Source organism: Neobacillus driksii, from assembly GCF_013409995.1.
GTDB classification, from domain to species: domain Bacteria; phylum Bacillota; class Bacilli; order Bacillales; family Cytobacillaceae; genus Neobacillus; species Neobacillus driksii.
The window spans coordinates 201,029-227,762 of sequence record NZ_JACCBX010000004.1 but is presented as its reverse complement, the minus strand read 5'-3'; the positions used below and the strand labels follow the sequence as shown (position 1 = coordinate 227,762).

At 37.4% G+C, this 26,734-nt stretch carries 28 protein-coding genes; 19 read left to right on the top strand and 9 right to left on the bottom strand.

What is annotated here, in order from left to right:
- Positions 1-23: 23 nt before the first annotated feature.
- Both F4694_RS10420 and F4694_RS10415 read right to left on the bottom strand, forming a co-directional pair.
- A complete protein-coding gene (locus F4694_RS10420) occupies positions 24-221 on the bottom strand; it encodes an alpha/beta-type small acid-soluble spore protein (protein WP_090763659.1) in 198 nt (65 codons plus the stop codon).
- 115 nt (positions 222-336) lie between these two features.
- Positions 337-687 carry a DUF3905 domain-containing protein gene (locus F4694_RS10415; protein ID WP_179597549.1) on the bottom strand — a complete coding sequence of 117 codons (351 nt, stop codon included), beginning with the start codon at positions 685-687 and terminating at the stop codon, positions 337-339.
- 128 nt (positions 688-815) lie between these two features.
- On the opposite strand from F4694_RS10415, the gene F4694_RS10410 reads away from it, so the two are divergent.
- Together F4694_RS10410 and F4694_RS32110 are read left to right on the top strand one after the other, a co-directional pair.
- Entirely contained in the window at positions 816-977 is a 162-nt protein-coding gene (locus F4694_RS10410; RefSeq protein ID WP_179597547.1) for a hypothetical protein, read from the top strand.
- Positions 977-1,111 (top strand): hypothetical protein, encoded by a 135-nt coding sequence (locus tag F4694_RS32110; RefSeq protein ID WP_257029193.1) that lies wholly within the window; start codon positions 977-979, stop codon positions 1,109-1,111. The genes F4694_RS10410 and F4694_RS32110 overlap by 1 nt, the downstream gene beginning before the upstream one ends.
- Positions 1,112-1,136: 25 nt before the next feature.
- On the opposite strand, the gene F4694_RS10405 is transcribed toward F4694_RS32110, so the two are convergent.
- Positions 1,137-2,879, bottom strand: coding sequence for a B12-binding domain-containing radical SAM protein (locus tag F4694_RS10405; RefSeq protein WP_179597545.1), 1,743 nt, complete (start codon positions 2,877-2,879; stop codon positions 1,137-1,139).
- A gap of 302 nt (positions 2,880-3,181) precedes the next feature.
- Between F4694_RS10405 and F4694_RS10400 the strand changes: the two genes are divergently transcribed.
- From F4694_RS10400 to F4694_RS10380, 5 genes are all read left to right on the top strand, one after another.
- On the top strand, positions 3,182-4,195 hold the full coding sequence (locus F4694_RS10400; RefSeq protein ID WP_179597543.1) for a 2-oxoacid:acceptor oxidoreductase family protein: 1,014 nt from the start codon (positions 3,182-3,184) through the stop codon (positions 4,193-4,195).
- Complete coding sequence (locus tag F4694_RS10395; protein WP_179597541.1) at positions 4,195-6,489, top strand: thiamine pyrophosphate-dependent enzyme; 2,295 nt, start codon at positions 4,195-4,197, stop codon at positions 6,487-6,489. Before F4694_RS10400 ends, F4694_RS10395 begins: the two co-directional genes overlap by 1 nt.
- A gap of 177 nt (positions 6,490-6,666) precedes the next feature.
- Complete coding sequence (locus tag F4694_RS10390) at positions 6,667-7,728, top strand: PAS domain-containing sensor histidine kinase (protein WP_179597539.1); 1,062 nt, start codon at positions 6,667-6,669, stop codon at positions 7,726-7,728.
- 158 nt (positions 7,729-7,886) lie between these two features.
- Positions 7,887-9,080, top strand: coding sequence for a pyridoxal phosphate-dependent aminotransferase (locus F4694_RS10385; RefSeq protein ID WP_179598120.1), 1,194 nt, complete (start codon positions 7,887-7,889; stop codon positions 9,078-9,080).
- A gap of 300 nt (positions 9,081-9,380) precedes the next feature.
- A complete protein-coding gene (locus tag F4694_RS10380; protein ID WP_218895602.1) occupies positions 9,381-9,617 on the top strand; it encodes an aspartyl-phosphate phosphatase Spo0E family protein in 237 nt (78 codons plus the stop codon).
- A 14-nt stretch (positions 9,618-9,631) separates the two neighbouring features.
- On the opposite strand, the gene F4694_RS10375 is transcribed toward F4694_RS10380, so the two are convergent.
- Positions 9,632-10,363, bottom strand: coding sequence for a ZIP family metal transporter (locus F4694_RS10375; RefSeq protein WP_179597535.1), 732 nt, complete (start codon positions 10,361-10,363; stop codon positions 9,632-9,634).
- A 346-nt stretch (positions 10,364-10,709) separates the two neighbouring features.
- Between F4694_RS10375 and F4694_RS10370 the strand changes: the two genes are divergently transcribed.
- Genes F4694_RS10370 through F4694_RS10355 form a run of 4 tightly spaced genes read left to right on the top strand, consistent with a single transcriptional unit; the run spans position 10,710 to position 14,170 of the window.
- Positions 10,710-11,537: an electron transfer flavoprotein subunit beta/FixA family protein gene (locus tag F4694_RS10370; protein WP_179597532.1), complete on the top strand. Its 828-nt coding sequence runs from the start codon at positions 10,710-10,712 to the stop codon at positions 11,535-11,537.
- 29 nt (positions 11,538-11,566) lie between these two features.
- Positions 11,567-12,607, top strand: coding sequence for an electron transfer flavoprotein subunit alpha/FixB family protein (locus F4694_RS10365; protein WP_179597530.1), 1,041 nt, complete (start codon positions 11,567-11,569; stop codon positions 12,605-12,607).
- A complete protein-coding gene (locus tag F4694_RS10360) occupies positions 12,591-13,886 on the top strand; it encodes an FAD-dependent oxidoreductase (RefSeq protein WP_179597528.1) in 1,296 nt (431 codons plus the stop codon). Before F4694_RS10365 ends, F4694_RS10360 begins: the two co-directional genes overlap by 17 nt.
- The gene (locus F4694_RS10355; protein ID WP_179597526.1) at positions 13,886-14,170 is read left to right on the top strand and encodes a ferredoxin family protein; all 285 of its coding nucleotides are present in this window, start codon (positions 13,886-13,888) and stop codon (positions 14,168-14,170) included. Before F4694_RS10360 ends, F4694_RS10355 begins: the two co-directional genes overlap by 1 nt.
- Positions 14,171-14,303: 133 nt before the next feature.
- Here F4694_RS10355 and F4694_RS10350 read toward each other — a convergent pair whose 3' ends face one another.
- Positions 14,304-14,651, bottom strand: a complete 348-nt coding sequence (locus F4694_RS10350; RefSeq protein ID WP_179597524.1) for a hypothetical protein — start codon at positions 14,649-14,651, stop codon at positions 14,304-14,306.
- Positions 14,652-14,836: 185 nt separating this feature from the next.
- Here F4694_RS10350 and F4694_RS10345 point away from each other — a divergent pair, with 185 nt between their 5' ends.
- Entirely contained in the window at positions 14,837-15,376 is a 540-nt protein-coding gene (locus tag F4694_RS10345) for a hemerythrin domain-containing protein (RefSeq protein WP_257029192.1), read from the top strand.
- Between the two features lie 27 nt (positions 15,377-15,403).
- Here F4694_RS10345 and F4694_RS10340 read toward each other — a convergent pair whose 3' ends face one another.
- Entirely contained in the window at positions 15,404-16,636 is a 1,233-nt protein-coding gene (locus F4694_RS10340; RefSeq protein WP_179597520.1) for an MFS transporter, read from the bottom strand.
- 147 nt (positions 16,637-16,783) lie between these two features.
- On the opposite strand from F4694_RS10340, the gene F4694_RS10335 reads away from it, so the two are divergent.
- The 3 genes from F4694_RS10335 to F4694_RS10325 all read left to right on the top strand — a co-directional run bounded on the left by F4694_RS10335 (position 16,784) and on the right by F4694_RS10325 (position 20,125).
- A complete protein-coding gene (locus tag F4694_RS10335) occupies positions 16,784-17,773 on the top strand; it encodes a phosphotransferase enzyme family protein (protein WP_179597518.1) in 990 nt (329 codons plus the stop codon).
- Positions 17,774-17,890: 117 nt separating this feature from the next.
- Positions 17,891-18,331, top strand: coding sequence for a MarR family winged helix-turn-helix transcriptional regulator (locus F4694_RS10330; RefSeq protein WP_179597516.1), 441 nt, complete (start codon positions 17,891-17,893; stop codon positions 18,329-18,331).
- Between the two features lie 99 nt (positions 18,332-18,430).
- Positions 18,431-20,125, top strand: a complete 1,695-nt coding sequence (locus F4694_RS10325) for a M3 family oligoendopeptidase (protein WP_179597513.1) — start codon at positions 18,431-18,433, stop codon at positions 20,123-20,125.
- A gap of 40 nt (positions 20,126-20,165) precedes the next feature.
- On the opposite strand, the gene F4694_RS10320 is transcribed toward F4694_RS10325, so the two are convergent.
- Entirely contained in the window at positions 20,166-22,325 is a 2,160-nt protein-coding gene (locus F4694_RS10320) for an ATP-dependent Clp protease ATP-binding subunit (protein WP_179597511.1), read from the bottom strand.
- 207 nt (positions 22,326-22,532) lie between these two features.
- Here F4694_RS10320 and F4694_RS10315 point away from each other — a divergent pair, with 207 nt between their 5' ends.
- Complete coding sequence (locus F4694_RS10315; RefSeq protein WP_179597509.1) at positions 22,533-23,585, top strand: YkvI family membrane protein; 1,053 nt, start codon at positions 22,533-22,535, stop codon at positions 23,583-23,585.
- A 43-nt stretch (positions 23,586-23,628) separates the two neighbouring features.
- Here F4694_RS10315 and F4694_RS10310 read toward each other — a convergent pair whose 3' ends face one another.
- Positions 23,629-24,240, bottom strand: a complete 612-nt coding sequence (locus F4694_RS10310) for a CPBP family intramembrane glutamic endopeptidase (RefSeq protein WP_179597507.1) — start codon at positions 24,238-24,240, stop codon at positions 23,629-23,631.
- 151 nt (positions 24,241-24,391) lie between these two features.
- Here F4694_RS10310 and F4694_RS32105 point away from each other — a divergent pair, with 151 nt between their 5' ends.
- Complete coding sequence (locus F4694_RS32105) at positions 24,392-24,511, top strand: DUF6254 family protein (protein ID WP_257029191.1); 120 nt, start codon at positions 24,392-24,394, stop codon at positions 24,509-24,511.
- Between the two features lie 43 nt (positions 24,512-24,554).
- On the opposite strand, the gene F4694_RS10305 is transcribed toward F4694_RS32105, so the two are convergent.
- Positions 24,555-24,743 carry a YkvS family protein gene (locus F4694_RS10305; protein WP_063251529.1) on the bottom strand — a complete coding sequence of 63 codons (189 nt, stop codon included), beginning with the start codon at positions 24,741-24,743 and terminating at the stop codon, positions 24,555-24,557.
- 230 nt (positions 24,744-24,973) lie between these two features.
- On the opposite strand from F4694_RS10305, the gene F4694_RS10300 reads away from it, so the two are divergent.
- Together F4694_RS10300 and glpK are read left to right on the top strand one after the other, a co-directional pair.
- Positions 24,974-25,168, top strand: a complete 195-nt coding sequence (locus tag F4694_RS10300; RefSeq protein ID WP_179597505.1) for a hypothetical protein — start codon at positions 24,974-24,976, stop codon at positions 25,166-25,168.
- Positions 25,169-25,233: 65 nt separating this feature from the next.
- Positions 25,234-26,724, top strand: a complete 1,491-nt coding sequence (glpK, locus tag F4694_RS10295) for a glycerol kinase GlpK (protein WP_179597503.1) — start codon at positions 25,234-25,236, stop codon at positions 26,722-26,724.
- The last annotated feature ends 10 nt before the right edge of the window (positions 26,725-26,734 follow it).

Sequence of the window (26,734 nt, the reverse complement as noted above, 5' to 3'; positions counted from 1 at the left end):
TTTTTCCATGTTATTTAGTTGGGTTATTGTTGTTGACCTGCCATTTGCGCTTGAGCTTGTTTTACTAATCTTTTAGTAATTTCACCGCCAACAGAACCATTTGCACGGGAAACTGTATCAGATCCTAAATTTACTCCAAACTCTTGTGCAATTTCATATTTAACCTGATCAAGGTATTGCTCAATTCCTGGAACTAATAATTTATTGCTGCTGTTAGCCATTATTTTCAACTCCTTGTTATCTATACAGAGATTTTTTCTCTGTATTTGTATTATGATTCAAATAACTATTTTAATAAGTGGAAATGTTTTGCGGATATGGAACGTTTTAAACAAATTAGTCAGTCCCTTTGCTAACGTCGATGGTTGGGTGCATAAAAGGATATGCTTTAGGTTTTTTTTTGCTTTCGAGCAGTTCCCGATTTTCTGTAGTATTCCAGCCGATATCGTTTGTCGGGTGAACCCATTCATCCCCTGCCATAATTTCTGGGTCAGTGTCTTCCGTCCAGTTCTCTAATGGTGAATTGGGAGAGGAATATTCACTGTCTCCAATTACTACGCCATGTTCATTTACAAAAGGCGGCTGCATTTTGATTCCAGTGCCTTCAAAACTTGGGGCATTTATCTGATGCGGCATTGTTTCGTTAATCGTTAAATTTTCATCTGTTTCTTTGTTTTCTTTAGTCATTTTCCTCACTCCTATTTTTCTTTATTTTTCTCTGGATGAACAAATTTATTTATGAAAAATAAGGAAGTGATTGAATTTCCTCTTTTGTAAAAACTAAGGGTGTAACACAAAAAAGGGAGGATGAAAAAATGGCTAAACGTAAAGCAGAACATGACGCTGTAAATAAATATTCAAAAACTCCACATAAAAATGTTCAGGAAAGTGAGTTTTCAGCAGAATATGCTGGTACTGAAGATGCCATTCGGGTTCAAAACCGAAATTCAAAGCTTGGTAAAAAAGGAAGAAGCTAATGAAAGAGAAAAAAACTGTACAAAACACACGTGAAGAATTCAGCATTGAATTTGGTGACGTAAATGGAACAAAGTTATATGAAGTACTACAGGCGAGAAATAGCGATAAAAAACGTTCCAAGAAAGAAAAATAAGCCGGCTGAAACAGCCGGCTATTTTTTAAACTTTAAATGGAAAAATAATCGTTCCTTTGTTTGCTGGATCGAAATAAGCCAATAAATAAGTTTGAACTTTTACAATTTTGCCTGATGTTAAGTAGACGGACAGATCAAAAGACAAATCCTCAATCATGGTATGCTTATATAAATCTTTCTCATCAAGCGCTAAATCCAAATAAGGTTGCCCAAGATGTGATGGATTGTCTACTACTTGTTTATATATTTCTGTTCTCGTCTGTTTATTAGAGCTTTGTTCCCACCATGGTTTCCGTGGTTTGTACTTATGATTAATTAAATAATCATATTTCATAAGGCCAGAAATGATGTCAAGATCGCTTACGGATCTCGATTCTAAAAAAGAGAACAATCTTCGGAATAGATCTTCTAATTGGTGTCCAATTCTCGACCATCCCTGCTTATCCCAAAAACCTCCAAACTCCTGAAAAAAGTCAAATGGTGAAGGAAACACCTTTGTTACTAAATATTCAATTGTATGATTCATTCGATGATCATTCCAATATTTTTCTAAAACATCCTCCACTTGTTTTATTCTGAGAATGTCATTAAATGGCAAGACGTTATTCCCCAGAATCTCATAAGGCGATTGATCCATATAAATATATTCATGGTCAGCTGCGCGAAGTCTTAGTCCCGTTCCTCTTAACATTTTTAAAAAACCTAATTGCAGTTCTTCTGGACGAAGTTCAAAGACATCATTAAACGTTTTACGAAATGAAGAGTAGTCTTCCTCTGGCAGCCCTGCAATTAAATCAAGGTGCTGATCTATTTTCCCGCCGTCCTTCACCATTGTCACGGTTCTAGTCAATTTTTCAAAATTTTGTTTCCTCATTACAAGTTCATTCGTATAATCATTGGTTGATTGTACACCAATCTCAAAGCGGAAGAGTCCCTTAGGGGCTTCATTATTCAAAAACTCGATAACCTCAGGTCTCATGATATCGGCCGTAATCTCAAATTGAAAAACTGTTCCTGGCAGATGTTCATCTATTAAGAACCGAAACATTTCCATTGCATAGCTTCTGCTTATATTAAAAGTACGGTCAACAAATTTAATGGTTTTGGCCCCGTTTGCCATTAAATATCGGATATCATCCTTAATTTTCTCTCTGTCAAAATAGCGTACTCCTACTTCAATGGAAGAAAGACAAAATTGACAGTTAAATGGACATCCTCTGCTTGTCTCTATATAAGTGACACGCTTTCCTAAATGTGCAACATCTTCAGGAAATCTGTATGGAGATGGAAGTTCTTTTAGATCGAGTTTGTTCATCTGAGGGGTAACTCTTACTTTTCCATTTTCACGGTAGGCGATTCCGTGGACGTTTCTATAATCTCCTTCACCATTCATTTCCGTAAGTAACTGTTTAAATGAATGTTCTCCTTCGCCAATAATAATAAAGTCCACACTTGGCAGTTTTTCCATCCATTCTACAGTATCATAAGTAACTTCAGGTCCGCCTAAAACAATTTGGATAGAAGGGTCAATCTTTTTCAGCATATTAACCACTTTAATCGTTTCTTCAATGTTCCAAATGTAACAGCTAAAGCCGATGATTTTTGGTTTTTGCTGATAGAGGTCTGATACGATATTCATGGCGGGATCTTTAATTGTATATTCCTTCAGCTGGATATTGAATTCTGGAGCTGCAAAAGCCTTTAGGTAACGAATGGCTAAATTCGTATGTATATATTTAGCATTTAAGGTACTGCAAATAACGTTCATTATAAAACTCCTTCGAAAAAATTAAAACAATAGTATATTATACCCCATTATTGAAAAAAGCGATAACAGTAGCAGTATAATATTCCTGTTCTACTACAGTTAATTTCCTGTTATATAATTATTTTTACGAATAAATCCATATAAATTAGCGTTTTTTTAGTTATTTTAAAAGTGTTATACAATTTTTTAAATGATGTTTGATTTTTGTCACAGCGTAAAAAAAACATATGTCCTACAATGAATGAGGGGAATTTATATTATATGTATTTTCAGTCTTTTTGAACCAGAAGGGGAGGGACACTATGTCTATTTTACCGAAGAAAAATGAGCTTGGGTTCTTTGAGATTCGTCTCGAATCAATAGGGGGTCTTGGAGCAAACTTAGCCGGAAAAATGCTTGCTGAGGCAGGAGTACTAGGTCTAGGGTTAAATGGATCTAACTTTTCATCATATGGCTCCGAAAAGAAAGGGTCACCTGTTAAAAGCTTTATTCGTTATTGTGAACCAGAAGTTGAAATAAGAGATCACAGCCCCATTGAGCAGCCGCATATTGTTGCCGTTTTTCATGAAGCACTATATAAAACTGTTGATGTTGTCAGTGGTTTGAATGCTGATGGTATTGCTCTTGTGAACACTTCAAGAGAGTTTGATGAAGTCAGAAGAGATTTAAAATTAGAATATGGAACACTTGCTATAGTTGATGCCTTAACGATTGCCGTTGAGGAAAAAACGAAAGTGAATACAGCAATGCTGGGTGCTTTATATCGTATTTGTGATTTTCTAGACCCTGATTCAATGAGAAACGTCATTCGAAAAACATTTGAGAAGAAATACCCACATCTGGTTGAACCTAATATACGTACATTCGATCGCGGGTTTAAAGAAGTTCAATTTAAAACATATGAAGTCCCCGAGAGTGCAGAAGGAAAAAGTTTTACATGCCCACTGCCACAATTAGGTTATTTGACACAAGAACTTGGCGGAGTTATGACAACACAAGCAAATAGTATTATCAAAGATTTAAGTGGATCTAGACAAGGATTCCTTCCAGAGTTACTAAAGGATAAATGTATCCATTGTGCTGCTTGTGATAATGTCTGTCCAGATTATTGCTTTGTTTGGGAAGCAGGCGAGGATAAAAAGGGCAGGAAGCAAATGTTCCTAAAAGGGATTGATTATCAATATTGTAAGGGCTGTCTAAAATGCGTAGAGGCTTGTCCAACCGATGCACTTGGAGATCTTCGTGAAATGATTGGGTATGCAGAAGCTAATCGCGTAAAACAGAACTTTCCGTATATAGCAGGAGGGATTTCGTAATGGCAATGCTGGAGGATAAAATTACTAGTTTGGCTGTCGCTGAGCAGCTCTCAACCTTTGAATCAGGTAATGAAATGGCTGCAATGGCAGCAGCACAAATCAATTATCACATTATGGGTTATTTTCCAATTACGCCTTCTACTGAAGTAGCGCAATTTTTAGACCAAATGAAAGCCCGCGGCGAGCATGATATTAAGTTAATCCCAGCAGATGGTGAACATGGGTCAGCCGGTATTTGCTATGGTGCAGCTGCTACTGGTGCCAGGGTATTTAATGCAACTAGTGCAAATGGACTCCTATATATGATTGAACAGCTTCCTGTCCAAGCAGGGACTCGTTTTCCGATGGTAATGAACCTTGTTACGCGTGCAGTAAGCGGTCCTCTTGATATTAGAGGAGATCACTCTGACCTTTACTATGCATTAAATACAGGCTGGGTGATATTAACAGCAAGAACACCACAGGCTGTCTATGATATGAATATTATGGCACTTAAAATTGCCGAACACTCTAAGGTACGCTTGCCAGTTATTGTAGCCTACGATGGGTTCTTTACATCCCATCAGAAGCGTCGATTGCAGTACTTTAAAGATAGGAAAGTGGTACAACAATTTGTAGGTGAGTGTCCAACAGATTATCATTTTGCTAGAGATCCGAAAAAGCCAGTGACGATTGGTGCACATATGAATGGTGATGACTTAATCAACAACCATTTCCAACAATCTGAAGCGATTTATGCGGCTGGCGAGGTATTCAGAGAGATTGCGGCAGAATATGCCCGCATTTCTGGCCGTGAATATCCAATATTAGACTTATATAAAATGGAAGATGCAGAAGTTACTTTATTCTTATTAAATTCTGCTGCTGAATCTGCAAAAGATGTTGTGGACCAATTACGTGCACGAGGAATTAAGGCAGGGGTTATCAGCCCAAATATCATTCGTCCTTTCCCAGCGAAAGAAATCCGTGAAGCGCTTAAAAATGTAAAAGCATTATTAGTGGGCGAGCGGGCAGATTCATATGGTGCAAATGGACCGAATTTAACCCATGAAGTAAAATCAGCACTTCAAGAAGATAGAAATAACCAAACTATCGTTCTTAGCCGTGTTTTTGGTCTTGGAGGTAAGGATTTCTACGCAAGTGACGCTGAGAAATTTTTCGATATGACCATTGGAGCGATGGAAAAAGGGTTTGCTGAAAAACCATTTGATTATTATGGACATGTTCCAGGTAATCCGGAAAAAATGCTTAAGCCTGTGATTACACCACAGCATGGTGATGTGTACAAATCTGGTTTAATAGATGTAAGAATGGATGAAGAAACAAATAAACTTAAGGTGAAAATACCGCCGCTTCGTGCACTAACTGGTAAGCCAAAGCGAATTGCTTCCGGCCACGGAGCATGTCCAGGATGCGGTATATTTGCGGGATTAGAACTATTCTTTAAGGGGATAGAAGGGGATATCGTCACGTTATTCCAAACAGGCTGCGCCTATGTAACGACCACTTCTTATCCGCATAGTTCTCATAAACAAACGATGATCCACAACCTATTTCAAAATGGGGCTGCTACGCTATCGGGAACATTAGAAGCATTCCTTGAATTAAAACGTCGTGGTGAAATTGAAGTTTCTGATGACGCAACGTTTGTAATGATTACCGGAGACGGCGGTATGGACATCGGAATGGGTTCTGCGATTGGTACAGCCCTTCGTGGTCATAAGCTAATAATGCTTGAATATGATAATGAAGGATATATGAATACAGGCTCACAAATGTCTTATTCTACACCAATTGGTCATATGACAAGCACATCTGGTGTTGGTAAGGTACAGAAGGGAAAAGGATTCCATCATAAGGATACCGCGCAAATTATGGCGGCAACCAACATTCCTTACGTATTTACAGGTGCTGAAGCCTTCCCACAAGACTTAATTAAAAAGGGTGCGAAGGCACAATGGTACGCACAAAATGTAGGAACGGTTTATGGGAAAATTCTTATTACCTGTCCGCTTAACTGGAAATCGGAAGACCGCTTTGGTGCAACGATATTGGAGCAGGCCGTAAATTCTTGCTTCTTCCCACTATATGAGGTCGAACAGGGTGTTACAAGCATTACGTACAATCCAGAAGATAAAAACAAACGAGTAGCTATTTCTGAATGGCTTAAATACATGGGTAAAACAAAACATCTACTAAAAGAAGAAAACAAACCTATTTTAGAAGAATTCGAAGCAGAAGTAGAAAAAAGATGGCAGCGCCTAAAAGCAAAACACGAAAATCCATTCCTTTAAAAGAAAAAAGGTAAAGCGGGAAAATAACGCTTTACCTTTTTTCAATATTTTACCTAAGTAAAATTACTTATATTGTTAATTTTTTTTTTTGTCAAGCAAAAAGGATTTTATATTATAATATAGAATATAGGATAATGAGTATTACCTTATTTTGGGTTTCATAGGGCTGGTGTATTAATGGAAAAGGCATTACAAATGAGCGAACAAAGATACAGAAGGATATTTGAAGATTCCATGGATGGACTTATTTTATGGAATGACAAGTATCACATAGTCGATATCAATTGTTCTGCAATGAGAATATTTGGGCTTTCAAAAGATAAGCTGGTAGGACAATCCGTACTAGATTTATTTAATCATTTAAATGAAAAAAGACAGGAAATACTGAATCATATTAAGCAGGTAACGAATAATGGCAAAGAATGTTCATCCATGATGATTGAAGGGATTGACGGGGGAGTTAGACACTTTGATTACTCCACCAAGCGTGGAATTATCGATGGAATGAACCTTACTGTTATTATAGATGTAACTGAAAAAGCTGAGCTGCAGGAACAGCTAAGAAAATCGGATCGGCTAAATGTTATTGGCGAGCTTGCTGCAGGAATTGCCCATGAAATAAGAAATCCTATGACTGCTTTAAAGGGGTTTATTCAATTACTAGAGCCAACAATTAAAGCTGAACACGCTATGTATTACGATGTTATTACCTCTGAGTTAGCGAGAATTGATTCTATTATTAATGAATTCTTAATCTTGGCAAAGCCTCAGGAAATTAGATATCAAGAGAATGACATTAGGCAAATAATGAGGGAAATTGTAGATTTATTAAGTGCTCAGGCTGTGCTGTACAATGTTCAATTCCATACTCATTATGAAGAACAATTACCATACGTTTATTGTGAACCCAACCAATTAAAAAAGGTCTTTATTAATATTATTAAAAACGCAATTGAAGTTATGCCGAACGGTGGGAAAATTACTATTGCGATAAATTCTATTAAGGACCAACTTATTCAGATATCCATTCGTGATCAAGGAACGGGAATTCCGAAGGATAAAATTAAAAAACTTGGAGAACCGTTTTATACCACAAAAGAAAAAGGTACTGGGCTTGGATTGATGGTCAGTTATCGAATTATCGAGGAACATAATGGAAGTATTGAAGTTGAAAGTGAAGAGGGAATAGGAACTTTATTTAGGATTAAGTTACCTTTAAATCATTTGGTAAATAGTTAGGAAAACCACTGCCAATTATTGGAGGTGGTTTTTCTGGTTCACCCAAATACACCTCGATTTGAAATTTCTGAATTTTTTCTTTACAAGCTGTCTTAAAAGTTATATCATTTTTGACTAGAATTCAACTTTAAAATGAATGAATTAAAGCAGGTGTAATGATGAAACAATTTTCCACTTCCCAAACTTTAAATAATCTGCCGAAACAGTTTTTTGCTTCATTAGTAAAAAAAGTAGGGAAATACATTGAAGCAGGCTATGATGTTATTAACTTAGGACAGGGTAATCCTGATCAAGCAACCCCGCAACATATCGTAAAAAAAATGCAGGAGGCTGCTGCCAACCCTGTGAACCATAAGTATTCTCCTTTTCAGGGTTATCGATATTTAAAGCAGGCGGCAGCGGATTTTTACAAACGAGAATATGATGTAACCATTGATCCAGATAGTGAAGTGGCTATTTTGTTTGGGGGTAAGGCTGGATTAGTAGAGATCCCACAATGCCTATTAAATCCTGGTGATATCATGTTGGTACCCGATCCAGGATATCCTGATTATCTGTCTGGTGTGGCGCTGGCAAAAGCTGAGATGATTACGATGCCGCTAAGGGAAAAAAATAGTTTTCTGCCAGATTATAGGGAATTACCTGCTGATGTAATTGAAAGTGCAAAATTAATGTTTCTTAATTATCCAAATAACCCAACCGGTGCTGCAGCAACTAAGGAGTTTTTTGAGGAAACGGTCCAACTAGCCAGTCAAAATGATATCTGTGTGGTCCACGATTTTGCTTACGGAGCAATAGGTTATGATGGAAATGTGCCGTTGAGTTTTTTACAAATTGAGGGAGCTAAAGAAGTTGGTATAGAAATATATACTCTTTCGAAAACCTACAACATGGCAGGGTGGCGTGTCGGATTCGCAGTAGGGAATAGCAGTGTTATTTCAGCCGTGGAGCTTTTACAAGACCATCTATATTGCAGTATATTTGGCGGTATTCAGGAGGCAGCAGCAGAAGCTTTAACTGGTCCGCAGGAATGTGTTCGTGAATTGAATCATCTCTATGAGCGCAGGAGAAATGTTTTAATAGCTGGGCTTCGTTCTCTTGGCTGGAATGTAACGGCGCCAAAGGGATCATTTTTTGCTTGGCTAAAGGTGCCTGAAGGGTTTACTTCAACTGAATTTGCAGATATCCTCCTGGAACAAGCACATATTGCTGTGGCACCTGGGATTGCATTTGGTGAACTGGGTGAAGGCTTTGTCCGGGTTGGTTTGCTCACAAGTGAGGAACGTTTAGGAGAAGCAGTAAGAAGAATTAGTGAGCTAGCAATTTTCAAAAAATTGGCTGCAGAAGGATAGGTGCCAATTTATTAAAAAGAAGAAATTCATCGACAATTCATAAAAACTGGCTATTTAGAAGCCAGTTTTTTGTATGTTTTAGTAAATAAATTTACTAAAACATTATCAAAAATAGCATGAAAATTGTCGTATCAGCAAAGAAAAACATGAGAATCTTGTCGAAAAATGCAATAAAATGCTTGTTTTGTCTACTTTTGCGAAAGGGTTTACTTTTTACTAAAATCTTGTCATAATTCATCAAGTAATCAATTTTTTAGCAGTTTAATGTAAAAGAGTAAGGAGTAGGTGGAGAGAGTGGATATGGAAAGTTATAACCCTTCTGAGATACTTAACGCAATAAAAGTTAAACGTGCAATGATGATAAATTGTGCAAATAAAAAAGGGTTTACAAGTGAAGAAACGATAAAATACAGCCAAGAATTAGATGTCTTAATAAATGAGTATCAGAGAGCAGCTCAGCAATTTTCACGGCCAAACGAAGAAGTGAGATTTGCTTTTAATCAAATGGTTATGATTTGGCCGAAAGTATTTGTCTAAGAATCACATGAGTCTTAAAAAATGTCTATTAACAAGACCATTACTAATAGACCAGTAATAAATGCATAAGTTGAAACTCGTTCGTTGCCATCTCCATGGCTTTCTGGGATTAACTCTTTATAAATAATAAACAACATCGCTCCAGCCGCAAAAGAAAGACCATAGGGGACAAGCCCTTGTACAAATGAAGTTAAATAAAACCCAATAAAAGATGTAACAATTTCAATTGCACCCGTTAGAGTTGCCAGTAAAAAGGCCTTAAATTTGCTTAATCTTTGATTGAGTAAAAACAGTGCAACAAGAAGGCCTTCTGGTGCATTCTGAAACCCAATCGCAAGTGCGATTAAATTCCCCGTGTCCTCTGTTTGCGAAGCATAGCTGACACCGACAGACATACCTTCTGGAATATTGTGCAGAGTTATCGCTGCAATGATTAACATTGCCTTTTCGTCAAATTTAATTCCATACTGATTGTGTTCGAGGTCAATATGAGGAATTTTTTTTTCGAGAGTGGTTAATGCCAAAACCCCAAAGAATACTCCGATTGAAAGTGAAACAAAACCACCCAGCTTCATAGCCTCTGGTATTAAACCAATTGTAGATGCAGCCATCATAATTCCAGCGCTAAAAGCTAAGAGTATATCCTTCCAGCGGTGTGTAAGGGACTGATTGATAAAAAGAATGATTAGAGCACCTGCACCCGTTGATAAAGCGGAAAGAACACTTCCTACAAACACTTCTATCATACCAGCCTCAAACCTTTCATCTATTAAAAATAGTAATAAATAAAATTAACTACATAATTAGACAGAAACTGTGATTTTTATCATTGTTTATATCCGAATATTTCTTATAGTTAAATTAGTTCTATTATTTTTTACTATTCATTTACATCATGAAAATCTTCTACACTTATACTCCTAGACTTTACCACATACCTTAAATTTATCAATTTTAACAAAAGAATTCTATCATTGTTTGGTACTATGCTTGTGTTGCGATACATATATCGTAATATGGCATTTTTTATAACCAAGGAAGGCAAACGCTTTCAAAACAAACATAGCAAAAATGGGGGAGGGAAAGTACTACATGCACATTGTCGTATGTGTAAAACAAGTACCAGATACAAAAATTATTAAAATCAATCCCAAAACAAACACACTCGACCGACGAAGCGCACCAGCCATTTTGAATCCTTATGATGCTCATGCTGTACAAGAAGCTGTAAGCATTCGTGAAAAGACCGGAGGTACGATCTCAGTTTTGTCGATGGGACCGCCGCAAGCAACGGCAGTGATTAAGAAAAGTATTGAGATAGGTGCGGACCGGGGATATTTGATTACGGACCGTGCTTTTGCAGGGGCTGATACACTTGCAACCAGCTATGCCTTATTTAAAGCATTAGAAAAAATCAACAAGGAAATTCCTGTTGATCTGATTATTTGCGGCAAGCATGCCATTGATGGAGACACTGGTCAAGTAGGACCTGGTATTGCCAGAAGGTTGGATATTCCACCGGTAACCAATGTAATCGAAGTAACTGAAGTTAATTTAGAAGAAAAAACGGTGTTAATCAAAAGAAAATTATCCAGCGGCTATGAATTAATTCAAGCAGAAATGCCATGTCTTCTGACCGTTGAAAAGGAAATAAACCAGATCGAATATTCACCCATGCCAAATATGATTAAAGCTGCAAGATATGAACCGGTAATTTGGGCTGTTAGTGATCTTGAAAATGTGGACCGTGTACAGCTTGGACTAAAAGGATCGCCAACAATTGTTGGAAAAATGTTCACTCCTCCTCGTCCTGAAGGCGGGAAAAAAATTGAAGGCTCTCCAGATGAGCAGGTTAACCAACTCATGGATATCTTGCTGGAGCAAAAAGACGTATTAACATTACAGTCATCTAAACAATAAAGATTATTCTTTGCTGAGGAGGAGTTTACATGAATTTTGATGATTACCGTGGCGTTTGGGTCTTCATTGAACAAAATGGCGGTAAAATTGAAGGAGTTTCACTCGAATTGCTCGGTGCAGGCCGCAAACTTGCTGATAAATTACAAGTTCCATTGGCTGGATTTTTACTTGGGAGCGGCATAAAACCATTAGCAAACCAAGTAATTGCCTATGGTGCAGATGAAGTGTATCTTGTTGACCATCCGGTCTTGAAAGATTATCGGACTGAATCCTACATGAAGGGTGTTATGCAGCTTGTACCAAAATACAAGCCAGAAATTATTCTTTACGGGGCAACACCAAATGGAAAAGATTTAGCCAGTGCTGTGGCAACTGATTTGGTTACAGGTCTGACTGCAGACACCACCATGCTCGATGTTGACGTAGATAACCGTTTACTTGAAGCTAGCCGTCCTGCATTTGGCGGTAATATTATGGCAACGATACTCTGTAAAAAGCATCGGCCGCAAATGGCAACTGTAAGGCCTAAGGTAATGAAGGCTCTTTCTCCAGATACAGGAAGAACCGGGAAAATAATTGAGGAAAGCATTACGCTAAGAGAAGAAGATATGCGCACAAAAGTACTGCAAATTGTGAATGACGTAACAAAAAAGGCGAATTTAGCTGATGCACATGTTATTGTCTGTGGTGGTAAAGGAATGGGAGATGTACAAAACTTCCAAATACTTTATGAACTAGCTGATACGATTGGAGCAACTGTCGGCGGTACAAGAGATGTGGTTGAAGCAGGATGGTTACCGCATGAGCTGCAAATTGGCCAGACTGGTGAAACCGTAACCCCCAAAATATATTTTGCGATTGCTTTGTCCGGGGCTATCCAGCATGTAGTAGGTATGAAAAACTCCGATTTAATCATCGCTATCAATAAGGATCCAAATGCACCAATATTTGATGTAGCCACATACGGAATTGTAGGAGATGCATTGGAAATTGTCCCGAAATTAATACAACAATTTAAACAGCTACGAACTGAAAAAGGTGGTGAAATAAGCTATGCCAGAAAAATTTGATGTTATTGTTGTTGGGGCAGGACCAGCAGGAACTTCTTGCGCACTTGTATGTGCTCAAAAAGGCTTAAACGTACTGCTTATTGAAAGAGGAGAGTACCCTGGAAGCAAAAACGTAATGGGCGGGGTGTTGTATCGGAAGCAAATGGAAGAGTTAATTCCAGAATTTTGGAAGGAAGCTCCACTTGAAAGACCTGTTATCGAGCAGCGTTTTTGGATGATGGATAAGGAATCAGTCGTTCAATTTGGTTACAAAGGACTTGAATGGGGTGTTGAACCATATAATAACTTCACAGTATTACGAGCGCAATTTGACCAGTGGTTTGCAAAAAAAGCGGTTGAAGCAGGGGCACTGTTAATCAATGAAACCGTTGTAACAGAATGTATTGTTGAAAACGGCAAAGTGATTGGTGTCCGTACGGACCGTCCGAATGGTGAAGTCTATGCTGATGTTGTTGTCCTGGCAGATGGGGTAAATTCACTGCTCTCAAAGCAGTTAGGATTCCATAAGGAATTTCGTCCTGATGAAGTGGCTCTGACCGTAATGGAAGTTATTAATTTACCAAAAGAAAAAATTAATGATCGATTTAACTTAGAAGATAATCAAGGCTGTACGATTGAAATATTTGGAGATTCAACAAAAGGGAATCTTGGAACAGCATTTTTATATACGAATAAGGATAGTTTGAATATAGGGGTAGGTACAACTCTATCAAGTATGATCAAATCAAAAATGAAGCCTTATGATCTTTTAGACTATCTAAAAACACATCCAATGGTTAAGCCGATGCTGGCAGGCGGAGAGTCAGCAGAGTATCTTGCCCACCTCATTCCAGAGGGAGGATATCGTTCAGTACCAAAGGTAGCAGGAAACGGTGTAGTGGTAGTTGGTGATGCTGCACAGCTTGTTAACGCAATCCATCGTGAAGGCTCGAACATGGCAATGCACTCTGGCTTACTGGCCGCAGAGACCGTAATTGAGGCGAAGCACCGTGGAGACTTCTCTGAGTCTAGTTTAAATCTTTACCGTCAAAAGCTTTATGATAGTTTCATAATCAAAGATTTAGAGAAATATAAAGACGCTACACACACATTTGAAAACAACCCACAATATTTTAAAGAATATGTTCCAATGATGAACAAGGCTATGAGCAAATTCTTTACAGTAGACGGAACACCAAAACGTGATAAGCAGAAAGAAATTATGAAGAGTGTAACGGCAGAAAGAGGAACATTTAAGGTGATACAAGATATTTATCGAGCTTGGAAGGCGGTGAAATAATGTCAACTAAGAATATCGAAGAAAAACAGTATCTTCTTCGTTTTAAAGCTGATACGAAATCCCATCTAACTGTTATGGATGATGATATCTGTATGACAAAATGCCCGGATAAGATTTGCACTATTTTCTGCCCAGCCGAAGTATACAAATGGGAAGGATTACGGATGCAGGTTGGTTATGAAGGCTGCCACGAATGTGGAAGCTGCCGAATAGGCTGCCCGTACCAAAATATTAAATGGGAATATCCGAAAGGCGGACATGGAATAGTCTTTCGACTAGCTTAATAGTATAGGTGCTGCTTGCGATAGTGAACAGCACCTATTTATTTTTTTAGGTAGTTTAATTTCACTATTTGTGGGTTCTTTCACATGTGAGGGTAAAAAGAAGGTGAAGCAAAAGGGGAGTAATTTTTGTGGGTTAACTTATTTTCTCTTGTAGGCTTAAGGTGGAGAGTTGATCTAGTTTACTTGAAGTAACCAATGAGCAGGCAAGCTCATGTGCACTATCCATAGATTCCATTATAGGAGAACAATAAAAAGGTTTCTTCCAATTAAAGTCACCTTCAGCATTTGACGGATAGATACTTACTTTCCAATGAAAATATATGTTTGGCTGTGGGAGCTGCTCTCCTTCAACTGCAATTAGCCAATGAGTCGAAGGTGAATCACAGTCATAGGATTCGAATTCCTTTAGTGCCAATAAGTCGTTGTAACCAATGGATACCAATGCCTTTTGATAAAATTCATGATAATTAGGTGTTTTCATGATTATAGCCCTCCCTTTTATGTTCTAACTATATTATATGATAGATTTTTAGTTTTTTTGAGTACAAATGTTAAAATTTTTCGAAAACTTATAACGCTTCCATTTTAGGCTTGTTAATTTCTTTTATTTATGTGATTGGTGTCACAACAAAATAGAAAGGCAGCTTTTATACTAAAAACAAGAAAATGAATAAGAGGTGTATACAGATGAGTGGCTGTATGAGCAGTTTTGGAGGTATGTCTCCTGTAAATCTAAGTAAAGGACTTCATCAATTAAAGTCGGAGCATCCGTCATTATTGGCGCAATTAGAGGGATTATACGATTTAACACAGCAAATCGAAGCTGGTTATGATGAAGAAAAATTTGTAAGGTTGATTAGTAAAGTAAAGGAATTTAAAGCTGCACTTGACCCTCATTCTGAACGAGAAGAGGGAGTACTATTTCCGATGATGGGCGTTTATATTGGAACGACTTCTGGACCGATTGCTGTGATGGAATATGAGCATGATCAAGCGAAAGCGAACATCCATGAATTTCTTAAGAATGCTAATAGCTTTCAAGCAGATGATGAAAAGAAGAACTTGGCTGCATTAATCAAAAGTGCTTATCTCATTTTAACAGAACACTTTGCAAAAGAAGAAAATGTCCTTTTCCCTATGGCTGAGCGTATGCTGTCAGATGATGAAAAAGAAGAACTATACCAAAAAATTCAGGAAATAAAATAAGGATGGGCTGAGCCCATCCTTTTCATACTATTGATTCCATTCTTGTACTGTTTGATCACTGGGCAGCAGGAACGCTATTAAACCAAGCAATGGCAAGAATCCAATGGAGGAGACCATGGATGACAAACTAAATAAGTCTGCAATGTATCCAAGTCCAACGGATCCGATAGCCCCCATACCGAAAGCGAGTCCAACCGTTAACCCCGACATCGTTCCGATTTTTCCTGGAACAAGTTCTTGTGCGTATACGACAGTAACCGAAAAGCTTGTCATTAAGATAAAACCTGTAATAGTTAGAAAGAGAAACGCCACGACAGAAGGTACAAAAGGAATAAGGATGGCAAATGGAACAGTTGACAACATAGAAAATGAAATTACTTTTTTCTTACCAAAGCGATCAGCAAGTGGTCCGCCGAAAAAAGTTCCTAAAGCACCAGCAATTAAAAAGGCAAATAAGAAAAGCTGTGATTCCTTAATCGTTAGGGAGTATTCTTCAATGGCAAAGAAAGCATAGAAATTAGTCATCCCCGATATATACCAAGACCTTGCAAATATCAGTAAAAGAATTAAAAATAATGACTGTTTAACCCTTTTTGATAGACCGGTATTTTTATCTGACGTTAAATTCTTATTTTTTAATCGGGGAAGGTTTGCAGCTAATCTCTGATTATACCAATTAGCGATGTAGATTAATAATAATACTGCTAATGCCGCAACAAGCGAAAACCATGAAGCACCTTTCTGTCCTAGCGGAACAAGGATAAGTGCTGTAATAAGCGGAGCCAATGCCTGCCCGGTATTACCGCCAACTTGATAAATCGATTGTGCAAGACCTCTTCTTCTGCCTGCAGCCATATAGGCTACCCTAGAGCCTTCAGGATGAAAAACTGCAGATCCAAAGCCAATGAAAATTACCGACAAAACAATTAAAACAAATGAAGGGGCAAACGCTAATCCAACAACACCACATAGAGTCAAGGTAAGTCCTATTGGTAAAGCGAAAGGCATTGGCTTTTTATCAGTCACGACACCAACCACTGGCTGCAATACGGAAGATACCATATTTAAGGAAAAGGCAATGATACCAAGCTGGGTAAAGGATAACCCCATTGATTTTTCTAGAATTGGAAACATCGCCGGTACAACAGCTTGTATGGCATCATTGAGCAGGTGGCAAAGCCCTATAATAAAAAGAATATTATACATCGTCGTGTCTGAGGCTTTTGATGAATTTGCAGACATTGTAGCTGGTTGACTCATTTTCCGCACCTCTTTTATGAAATTATCAATCTTCTCAATAATCCTATCATACATAAATTCTATAAAAATGAAAAATGGAATGTTTCTATATTCGAAATATTTAAATATAATGAATGTGAAGACCGTAAATGAAAGAAGGGGATTATGATGGAGAAATCAGTGGATATCTTGTTTACGGAAGAAATTCTTAAGTGCTTTTTGGAGTCCTTCCATTTGCAAACCGAGGTAAAAAAACTTGGCGATTTTGAGAATTATGTTTTTGAAGCTTATCGTGGGAACAAACCAGTTATACTGAGAATCACACATAGCACGCACCGAAGTAAGGATGAGATTCTAGCTGAACTTGATTGGATGAATTTTTTACATCAGCAAAAGGTAAATTGCCCAGAAGCATTTACATCATCAAATAATCAATTAATCGAAGACATGCCAGCACGTGACGGATCGTTTTTTTATGCTTGTCTATTTTCAAAAGTAGATGGTTACCCTGTGAAAATTAAATCGGATGTATTTAATAATCAGTTATTTCATGCATGGGGCAAAGCAATAGGTCAAATGCATTCTGTCACTAAGGAATACAAACCAAGCAAAGAGATAAAGCTTCGCCCTGCTTGGGAGAATGAGGAATTACTTGATATTGAATCCTATGTGCCGAATGAGAAAGAGGTTATTAAGAATACTAAACTGTTAATTAAGGAATTGAAATCGCTCCCAAGAAACAAGGATAATTTTGGACTTATCCACAGCGATATCCATTCAGGTAACTTTTTTTATGATGGTAAATGTGTTCATGTTTTTGATTTCGACGATTGTAGTTATCATTGGTTTGCTTCTGATATTGCAATCCCGCTTTATTATTCCGTTTTATATGGTTACCATAATAGTAGTGAAATGGAACGGGAGCAGTTTGCAAGCAATTTTCTATTCTATTTTATACAGGGGTATGAAGAGCACCACTCATTACCTGTGGCCTGGAAAGAACAGCTTCCATTATTTTTTATGTTAAGAGATATAACTCTTTATTCTGTTTTACATAAAAAAATCTCGCCAGAAGAAAGGGATTTAGAAATAAATCGTATGATAGAGGGATTGAAATCTAGAATTATTAAGAAAGAACCTATTGTAAAACTAGGTTAAATTGACATAAAACAAAAAGTTTTTTATAATAATCTTGAAGTCGAGATAATAAATTAGGCGGAGCCATTAGGTGCTGGAGCTAGACAGCTCGAGATTTTATTAAAAGGATGATTCTTTATGGAAAACGATTCTGTATCTCAATCATTAAAGCTATATATTGTTCTATCAAGAGCTTATAAAGCGATTAATGAGCATGTTAATAAAGTTATACAAGCTAGTGGATTAAATCCAACGGAATTTGCCGTATTAGAGCTTTTATATCATAAAGGTGATCAGCCTATGCAGCAAATTGGCGGAAAGATACTACTTGCCAGCGGCAGCATCACTTATGTTGTAGATAAGTTAGAACAAAAAGGATTCTTAGTAAGAATCGCCTGTCCTAACGATCGAAGAGTAACCTTTGCACAAATTACAGATAAAGGGAAAGAGTTTATTCAAGAAATATTTCCTGAACACGCCGAGCAGATTCATTCTCTAATGTCTAGTTTAACAGATCCCGAAAAACAAGAAGCGATTGAATTGTTGAAAAAACTGGGGTTGCCAGCGGGTAAATTTTAATACGGCATTTGCCGTATTTTTTTTTGCCTGAAGGAATATTCATGGGTAGTGTCGAAAAATATATAGTTGGAAAAAGTTTGATATAAAGGGGTTGTTTCCATGAGATTTGAAGAGTATACATATACCCGTCCAAACCTTGACGAAGTAAAAGCAAGATTTGAGGCGGCAATCGGAAAGTTTGCGAATGCTTCTTCTCTAGAAGAGCAAAGTGCAGCGATGAACGAAGTCAATGAAATTAGAAATGATATTGGGACGATGTTTAATCTTTGCTATATTCGTCATTCTGTTGACACCAATGATGAATTTTATAAAGCAGAGCAGGATTATATGGATGAAGTTCAGCCTGAAATAGAAGGGCTGGTTACGAAATATTATCAGGCTCTTGTTAACTCTAAATTTCGAAATGAATTAGAAGGCAAATATGGTAAGCAATTATTTGCACTTGCTGAAGGGCAACTAAAGACATTTAAACCAGAAATTGTTCCTTTACTTCAAAAGGAGAATCGTTTATCAACAGAGTATACAAAACTAATTGCCTCCGCAAAAATTAATTTTGAGGGGGAAGAAAGAACTCTTGCTCAATTAGAGCCTTTCACCCAATCAACAGACAGAGAAACGAGAAAGCTGGCATCTGAAGCAAAGTTTGGTTTTTTAGCTGAGCATGAAGACGAGCTTGATCGTATCTATGATGACCTTGTTATGGTAAGGACTGAAATTGCCCATGCATTAGGTTATAAAAACTTTGTTGAACTAGGCTATTATCGAATGATGAGAACAGATTATAATTCAGAAATGGTGGCAAACTTTCGTCAGCAGGTGAAGGACTTTATTGTTCCGATTGCAACTAAATTAAAGGCAAGGCAGCAGGAACGTATAGGGGTAGAACAGTTAAAATACTTCGACGAGGGCTTTAACTATAAAACTGGGAATGCTGCGCCTAAAGGCAGTCCTGAATGGATTATTGAAAATGGACAAAAGATGTATGAAGAATTGTCTAAAGAAACAGGTGAATTCTTCAAATTCATGCAAGATAATAACCTAATGGACCTTGTGGCTAAAAAAGGTAAAGCAGGCGGCGGGTATTGCACATATATCGAAAACTACAAGGCACCATTTATTTTTTCAAATTTCAATGGAACCTCTGGGGACATTGATGTATTAACTCATGAAGCTGGTCATGCCTTCCAGGTTTATTCAAGCCGGAATTTTGAAATTCCTGAATATTACTGGCCAACTTATGAGGCTTGTGAAATTCATTCCATGAGTATGGAATTTTTCACTTGGCCATGGATGGACCTTTTCTTTAAGGAAGATACCGATAAATATAAATTCTCCCACTTAAGTGATGCTTTATTATTTCTGCCATACGGAGTTTCCGTAGATGAATTCCAACACTGGGTGTATGAAAATTGGCAGGCATCCCCAGAAGAACGTAAACAGCAATGGCGTGAAATTGAGAAAAAGTATTTGCCGCATAAAAATTATGATGGAAATGCTTATTTAGAGAATGGTGGTTTCTGGCAGCGACAAGGACATATTTTTAACTCACCCTTCTATTATATCGATTATACTTTAGCGCAAATTTGTGCCTTCCAATTCTGGAAACGTTCAAGAGAAAATCAAGAAGAGGCTTGGGCAGACTATGTAAATCTTTGCAATCTTGGCGGAAGTATGTCATTTACGAACCTAGTTAAAGAAGCTAATCTGATTTCACCTTTTGAGGATGGATGCGTAGAATCGGTAGTTGGCGAAATTGAAAACTGGTTAAATTCTGTTGAAGATAAAAAGTTATAATAATGAAAAAAAGCGAAGCCTCGTGGCTTCGCTTTTTCTATTAATGAACGTTAACACCTTCAGCAGCTGTAACCTTCAACTGTCCATCTTCTATGATAGCCGTTAGTTTAATTGCCTCAGGCTTCTCTAAAATATAGTCTGCAATTTTATCCTCGATGTGTTCTTGAATAACTCTACGAAGCGGACGTGCACCAAATGCTGGGTGGTAGCCTAACTCCGCAAGCTTTTCTTTCGCTTCAAGTGTAATTGCAAATTCAATATTTTGCTCTTTTAACGTTTCTTGTAAGTCAAGTACCATTAAATCAACGATTTGCATGATATGTTCTTTTTCAAGTGAGTTAAATTCAATAATACTATCGAAGCGGTTTAAAAACTCCGGCTTGAAAAAGCTGCCTAAAGAATCTAGGATAGAAGCTTCTTCGATTGCTTCATTTGTTCCAAAGCCAACATGAATGGTTTTGTGTCCCACTCCAGCATTGCTAGTCATAATGATCACTGAATCCTTAAAGCTTACTGTTCTTCCTTGACTGTCTGTAAGACGCCCATCTTCGAGAATTTGTAAGAACATATGCTGCACATCTGGATGAGCTTTTTCAATCTCATCTAATAGTATAATGCAATATGGATTTCTTCTTACCTTCTCAGTCAGTTGTCCTGCTTCATCATGACCTACATACCCTGGCGGAGAACCTATTAATTTGGAAATACTATGTTTTTCCATGTATTCACTCATATCGAGACGAATCATCGCTTCAGATGAACCAAATATTTCTTCAGCCAATGTTTTAGAAAGCTCGGTTTTACCAACCCCTGTTGGTCCGACAAAAAGGAAAGAACCAATCGGACGATTTTTAGATTTTAAGCCGGCACGGCTTCTTCTAATCGCCTTTGAAACCTTTTCCACAGCTTTCTTCTGGCCGATGACTTTAGTATTTAAGTTTTCTTCAAGAGCTTTAAGTTTTTGCTGCTCATCCTCTTGTAATTTACCAACAGGAATGCCGGTCTTTTGTTCAATGATTTCTTGAATATGTGATAGCTCTACAACCGGTCTAATGATTTCTGAAGTTTCATTTACCTTTTTCTCAAGTAAAGCTTCTTCATCACGAAGTGTGGCAGCTAATTCATAGTTTTCATTTTTTAGAGCTGAATCCTTTTGAACAGCTATTTCTTGTAAACGTTTCTCGATCTGATCCTTGTTTTGACCATCTGAAGTAAGATTAATTTTAGATCCTGCTTCATCAAGTAAATCAATCGCTTTATCAGGTAAGAAACGATCTTGAATATAACGGTGTGATAACTGAACACATGCTTTTATCGCAGCGTCAGAATAAGTTACTTCATGGTAATCCTCGTATTTATTCTTAATCCCTTTTAAGATTTCAATTGCCGCCTCTGGTGTCGGTTCAGCCACTTGTACCAGCTGGAAACGTCGTTCTAGAGCTGAATCTTTTTCTATTTGACGGTATTCTTTCAGTGTAGTTGCACCGACAAGTTGAAGTTCGCCGCGTGCAAGAGCAGGTTTTAAAATGTTTCCAGCATCCATTGAACCTTCTGCAGAACCTGCTCCTACAAGGAGATGAATCTCGTCAATGAAAAGAATGATATTCTTACGCTCCTGTAATTCTACAATTAATTGCTTCATTCTTTCTTCAAACTGCCCGCGAATACCAGTGTTCGAAACTAAAGAAGCAACATCTAGTAAATAAACCTCTTTATTTCTTAATTTGCCAGGTACCTTTCCATCGACTATTTTCATCGCAAGACCTTCGGCTATAGCGGTTTTCCCGACACCTGGTTCACCAATTAACACTGGATTGTTTTTATTACGACGGTTCAAAATTTCAATGACCCTTTTAACTTCTTCGTCACGGCCAATCACAGGGTCAATGAGACCAGCTTTGGCCATATGTGTTAAATTACGGCCAAATTGATCAATAAAGCCTCCCTTGCCATTTTGGCCCTGTTGTGGAGATGGTTTCTGGTCATTTATATGATTATTTTCGGTCCCCTTCATATTGAAGAATACATCATCAAATGAAAAGCCAGGGAAGGAGTTCATTTTTGGAGATATTCCTGAATGAATAGCATTTTTATTTTTTGTATAACATTCATGGCACAGCTTCATATTGCTGTGTTGTCCATTTATGTTTAAATTTAGTTGAACATTGGCTTGGTTTTCTTTACATAATTGACACAGCATAATATAAAACCTCCTATAAAATTAAAATCTACTATTTATTTGACTTTGACTATAGTTGACCTTATGTGATTAGTATACTTTGACCTTTTTTGACTTTCAAGAGATTTGATTATGGTAATTTTTTCTACAAACAAAAAATGCTTGTTTTAAAAAAGCTCGTCTTTGTTTGTCCTCTTTCTCATATATTGTATTTGAGGGGGAGATTGGGTGAAAAAGAATTGGTCGGCAGCATTTCAAATCGCCGCAGTGTATGTGGGTACAGTCGTTGGGGCGGGATTTGCTACAGGAAGAGAAATCGTAGAATTTTTTTCACGGTTTGGCTTCATGGGCTTTCTAGGTATTTTATTGAGCGGTTACCTCCTTATTGTGTTAGGTTCAAAGTTAATGAGAATTGCTGCTCGAATAAACGCAGTTTCGTACCAAGAATTTAATGTACACTTGTTTGGAAAATGGGCAGGCAGGTGTATTAATATAATCATGCTTTTTATGCTTCTTGGAGTAAGTGCAGTTATGCTTGCTGGCGCTGGAGCAGTGTTCGAAGAGCAATTGGGCCTAACGAAGAATTTAGGAGTATATATAACCATATTTTTATCCTTTCTTGTCATGCTGGTTGGTACAAAGGGGTTATTTGCAGTCAATTCCTTTGTTGTACCCATTATGGTGTGTTTTAGTCTTATGTTAATGTCACTTTCTATAACACAGTCTGATTTTGTCAATCACTTATTATTTGTACCACAAACGGAGGATAGCTGGAAAAGTATATTAGCGCCATTTTCTTATACAGCTTTAAACCTAGCTTTAGCACAGGCTGTGCTCGTTCCAATTGCTAATGAAATTAAAGATGATTGGACGATAAAGTGGGGAGGAATTTTAGGAGGGGCAGCTTTAACACTCATCTTAATATCCAGCCACTTTACCTTGATTATGCTGCCAAATGTAGAACTCTATGAGATACCGATGGCCATCATTATGAAGCAAATAGCACCTTTTTTTTATTGGATATTTGTCCTTGTTATTTATGGTGAAATATTTACATCCGTCATTGGAAATGTTTTTGGACTAGACCGTCAGTTAAAGCAGTTTGTTCAAGTTCCTACTTTTATTACGATTACAGCTATTTTCATCGTTTCTTATATGATCAGTCTGATTGACTACAGCAAACTGTTGTCGAATCTTTATCCATTGTTTGGCTATATTAGCCTCATCTTTTTTATTCTTTTGTGGAGGAAGCCTCTAAACGATAAAGAGAATAAATCATAAAAATAGGAAAAGCATTGTCCATTCGTTTAGACAAGTGCTTTTCCTATTTTAATGGCAAAATAATAAAAATCATGATGTCAAAGACGATATGCGAAACAATCACTAGAGGCATACTTTTCTTCCATAAATAAAGTGCACCCCACATAAGACCAGACAGGAAGGCAGCAAGCATTAGGATTAGTGTTCCTGAATAGATATGAACAGAAGCATAAAGTAAAGCCGCAATTAAAATACTCTTGAATGGCCCAAAATAACGGAGTAGTCTCTTTTGAACGAATCCGCGCCAAAAGAGTTCTTCTCCAGGTGCTGCTACTAAAATTAGTGCCAGGTACTGCCAAAATAACGCAGGAGCAAACCAGCGGTAGAGTTTTTTAATACTATTTTCAAAAGGCAAATTAAGCAGGTCAAAGGCTTGTACTCCCAGCCAGAATAATAAATAGAGAAGTAATCCTGATATTGTACCAAGGGAGATATATTTGAAAAACGACGCTTCATCTTCTACAGCTTCTTGAAACATCGCATAAGTAATTAATATAAGAAGTGAACCAGTAAATATGTACCAGAATATGGCTCGGTCATAAAAGGTGAAATACATAAGAGCATGAGCAATGATGAACCCAGTGATTAGCCGAAGATCAAAAAAGCTATTCTTCATTAATCTTTTACCTCCTTTCTAACAATAAAATTTATTTTAACAAAAAAAATATATGAAAGGAAATGATTACATCACACTTTTGAACGAATCCAATAAATAAGATAAAAGAAATTGCAAAAAATATGAAGGAGAAAGGAAAGGAGGAAGATCAATGACTAAATCCCAAAGCCAGCAAGAGCGACAATGGACGGTTCGTAAACAAGACCAAAACCCACACGGAAAAGTAAAATCAAAAGATGAACTATTAAAAGAAGCTGGAAGAGATAAATAATAAAAAGGCAGCCCATGGCTGCCTAATCTACAAAATTATCAATTTAATAAGCGCTTTCTTTTACAATCTTATAATTTTTATGGTTTACAACAGTCCGCTGATCTAATTCTAAGTCACGATAATTATCCATAAGTGTTAGGTCGACTATTACAGAGTTTTCATTGACCTTTTCTACAATACCTTTTAATCCGCCGCGGAATTCAATGACATTTCCTACTTCTGCTTTTTTCAATTAGTCTCTCTCCTTTACCTGACAATCTATATATATTCATTTAAGTAACAGTTTGCACTACTTTGTATGATTCGTAAAGGATTTTTTTTGACAATTTTGTTAATTTTTAATAATAAATATAAAGAAATGCAATCGTTTTCATTTATGGTTGATATTTTTATGGAATATCATACAAATATTGACTACAATAATGATTCTTACTATAAAATGGGAATAAAGGTGGTGCGTTTATGAACGAACAATTTGTGCAAGAAGTCTTGGAAAAATTAAAAAAAGGTGAGCTATCTGAGTTTTATGTTAAGAAAGACGATTTTATGGATTTTCGTCAAGTTCTTGTCAAACGGGAGGACTTTAAACATTTTCGTGGCATAGGTCAACGAGGTGGAGATGTACTCTATCAATACTTGAAGGAGCCTAGAAGCTAATTGACCATAACATGCTCTCGTATTTTAAATAGAAATAAACCATATAGTGAATAGGGGGATTTTTTTTGGAGACGTTTATTCTCTCTATAGACCAAGGGACAACAAGTTCGCGGGCTATTTTATTCAATAAGCAGGGGGAAATTGTTTTTATTGCACAAAAGGAGTTTACTCAGCATTTTCCAAAACCTGGCTGGGTGGAGCAAAATGCAAATGAAATTTGGGGCTCCGTATTATCTGTTATTGCTGAAGTATTGTCCGAAGCTGGAATCAAGCCAGAGCAGATTGCAGGAATAGGTATCACAAATCAACGAGAAACCACTGTTGTTTGGGATCGGGAGACTGGTGAGCCTATCTATAATGCGATCGTTTGGCAATCAAGGCAAACAAGTGAAATTTGTGAGGAATTGAAAGCACAGGGCTATGATGATCTATTTCGCTCAAAAACAGGTCTTTTAATAGACGCCTATTTTTCAGGAACAAAAGTGAAATGGATTTTGGATCATGTCGATGGTGCACGTGAAAAAGCATTACAGGGTAAGCTTTTATTCGGAACTATTGATACCTGGATTGTATGGAAGCTTTCAGGAGGACGTGCACATGTAACAGATTACTCCAATGCCTCCCGGACATTAATGTTTAATATTTATGACCTTAAGTGGGATGATGAATTACTTACGATATTGGACATTCCGAAAGCTATGCTGCCTGAAGTTATGCCCTCATCTGCAATATATGCAAATACGGTCGATTATCATTTTTTTGGAAGGGAAACACCCATCGCAGGGATAGCTGGTGATCAGCAGGCTGCACTTTTCGGGCAAGCGTGCTTCGAAAAAGGGATGGCTAAGAATACTTACGGTACGGGTTGTTTTATGCTGATGAATACGGGTGATAAAGCGGTTCGGTCTAAAAATGGCTTACTGACGACCATAGCATGGGGACTTAACGGAAAGGTTGAATATTGTCTTGAAGGAAGTATCTTTGTTGCAGGTTCAGCTATTCAGTGGCTCCGTGACGGATTGAGAATGTTTAAAGATGCTAAAGATAGTGAGTCATATGCAGTAAAAGTGAGTTCTACAGAAGGTGTATATGTTGTTCCTGCATTTGTAGGTTTAGGGACACCTTATTGGGATAGTGATGTGAGAGGTGCTGTTTTTGGCTTAACAAGAGGAACCACAAAGGAGCATTTTGTCAGGGCTACACTCGAATCTTTAGCTTATCAAACCAAAGACGTATTATCTGCGATGGAAGCTGATTCTTTAATCACGCTAAAAACCCTTCGTGTAGATGGCGGTGCAGTAAAAAATAATTTTTTAATGGAATTCCAAAGTGATATTTTAAATGTACGAGTAGAAAGACCGAAAGTTAGTGAAACCACTGCACTTGGAGCAGCCTATCTAGCTGGACTGGCGGTAGGTTACTGGGAAAGCCAAGAGGAAATATCAAGGCAACGGGCAACTGAGCAGAAATTCGATCCGACAATGTCTGATGAGGAGAGAAAGAGCCTTTATAATGGTTGGAAAAAGGCAGTCGATGCTGCGATGGTCTTTAAATAGATTTGATAAA